The 2,419-nt window shown below is 42.0% G+C and carries 1 protein-coding gene and 1 pseudogene; both read left to right on the forward strand.

Annotated elements, in window-relative coordinates:
- The first annotated feature begins 639 nt into the window (after nt 1-639).
- Nucleotides 640-2,301 (forward strand): group II intron reverse transcriptase/maturase, encoded by a 1,662-nt coding sequence (gene ltrA / locus D0T87_RS23405; protein WP_163178555.1) that lies wholly within the window; start codon nt 640-642, stop codon nt 2,299-2,301.
- A gap of 2 nt (nt 2,302-2,303) precedes the next feature.
- Nucleotides 2,304-2,419, forward strand: a pseudogene (locus D0T87_RS24770) (TraG family conjugative transposon ATPase); the annotation flags it as partial.

The following is a 2,419-nucleotide window of genomic DNA, read 5'->3' on the forward strand; positions in this document are numbered from 1 at the left end:
GAAGCATGGCTGTGACATGTAAGTCATGTGAGTGATTGTTTAACGTTCCATTCTACGGGTTGGAAATAGAATGATTAAACCTGCTGTTTCGTCAGCAGTAGCCTAGGGCACATGCGATAGTAAGTAATGAATTCGTGTGAGAGCTGTCCCGACAATGAAGCCCTTTCGAAAGGAGGAGTCAGAACCGTGAGGGGAAGACAACCGCTGTTAGCATTAAACGGCGTGGGAGCTAGGCTGAATGGTATGAATAACAAATGTGAACCGTTGGTAAACGTCGTAACTTCTAAGGAGCCGCTAACAATGCTGGGCTCTAACCCAAAAGGGACGCAGTCGGTTAACCTTCTCCACGCTAAGGTTACACGAACATAATGACTGTCGGCGGATAGACGGATTCTAACCCATTCATTTGTCACTTACAGGGAACATGGTAAGCCCGTATTTCTCCTGTCTTTCAGGATAGGTAAGCCGACCGCAAGGAACGCCGAATGGGATGCGGGTATAGGAATGTGGAAAAAGCGAATGCCTTTCTGTAATGGAAAGGATAGAGATTGAAACATCATCTCACACGAAAGTGGGCAGACTTCCGCAAGGTGACTTTTTACAAGAAACTTTTAGAACTTATTTAAAGAAGAAAAGCAAATGAACGAAATTAAAACATCGTGTGCATCTACTGACCATGAACAGTGGGACACTTGGAACAGTATCAACTGGGACAAGTGCCAAGCTGCGGTTAATAAGCTACAAGCACGTATTGTAAAAGCTCAGAAAGAAGGCAGACATGGCAGGGTGAAAGCTTTGCAATGGACGCTGACGCATTCGTTTTACGCCAAAGCATTGGCGATAAAGCGTATTACATCTAATAAAGGCAGTAATACTGCGGGTGTCGACCGTGTACTATGGTCAACTCCTAATGCTAAATTTCAGGCAATCAGCAAACTGAAAAGAAGAGGGTACACTCCTCAACCTTTAAGAAGGATACATATTAAAAAGAGTAATGGTAAATTAAGACCTCTTGGTATTCCAACAATAAAAGACAGGGCAATGCAAGCATTATACCTGTTGGCGTTGGAACCTGTTGCCGAAACTACGGCAGACGGAAATTCCTATGGATTCCGCAAAGAAAGAAGTACCGCAGATGCAAGGCAGCAATGTTTCATTGACCTTGCAAAGGATATGTCCCCCGAATGGATTCTGGAGGGAGATATTAAAGGATGCTTCGACCATATCAGCCACGAATGGTTACTAAACAATATCCCTATGGATAAAGTAATGCTTCGTAAATGGTTGAAATGCGGCTTTGTGTTCAATAAGGAACTATTCCAAACCGAAGAAGGAACACCCCAAGGTGGGATTATATCTCCAACTCTGGCTAATATGACATTGGATGGATTGGAAACTATTTTAAAGGAGAAGTACAAACGTAAGAATATTAACGGGAAGGTATTTTACCCGAAAGTAAATCTTGTGAGATACGCAGATGATTTTATCATTACAGGTAGGTCAAGAGAGGTATTGGAGCAAGAAATTAAACCATTAGTAGAAGAGTTTCTTCAAGTAAGAGGGCTTACCCTGTCAGAAGAAAAGACGAAGATAACTCACATAAGCGAGGGTTTTGACTTTCTCGGGTTCAATGTCCGTAAATATGATAACGGAAAGCTTCTAATCAAACCGTCCAAAGAAGGTCTGAAGAAATTCATGAAGAAAATCCGTGGAATCATTGATTCCAACAAAGGAAGCAAGCAAGAATCTCTTATACGACTAATGAATCCTGTAATTGTAGGTTGGGTAAACTATTATAAGTATAGTGTAGCCTCTGATACCTTTAGGAAAGCTGATTACTTGATATTCGAAAAGCTATGGCAATGGGCAAGAAGAAGACATCCTAAGAAAGGAAAGAACTGGATTGCAGATAAGTATTTCACAAGAATCAAAAACAGAAACTGGTGCTTTGTAGCAAACTTCAAGAAAGGAGCTAAAGATGATAGAATAGCTCTCAAACGACTGTATGATACGAAGATTACCCGCTATGTGAAAGTGAAAGCCGAATCCAATCCGTTTGACCCCGAATGGGATGAATACTTCAAGAGGAGGAAAGAGTACAAAATGCTCAAGAACCTCAATGACAAACATACGTTGCTGTACCTGTGGAAAAAGCAGAAAGGGATTTGTCCGTTATGCGGTGAAGCCATCGACATGGACGATTCATGGGGTACTACCGAAAGGAAAAGCACCCAAGAAAAGGAGAATCACTTAGTGCATGACAGATGCCGCAGAAGTAATAACCAATTAAAAAAGATGTAACAATGAGCTGGTTTCTATTAGATAGAAATTTAAAGTTGCTTGAGCCGTATGAAGGGAAACTTTCACGTACGGTTCTTAGGGGGGGAGGGGGCAGTAATGCCCCTGACCTACCCGGCAA

Origin of the sequence: Bacteroides sp. 51 (assembly GCF_010500965.1) — a bacterium.
Lineage (GTDB): Bacteria > Bacteroidota > Bacteroidia > Bacteroidales > Bacteroidaceae > Bacteroides.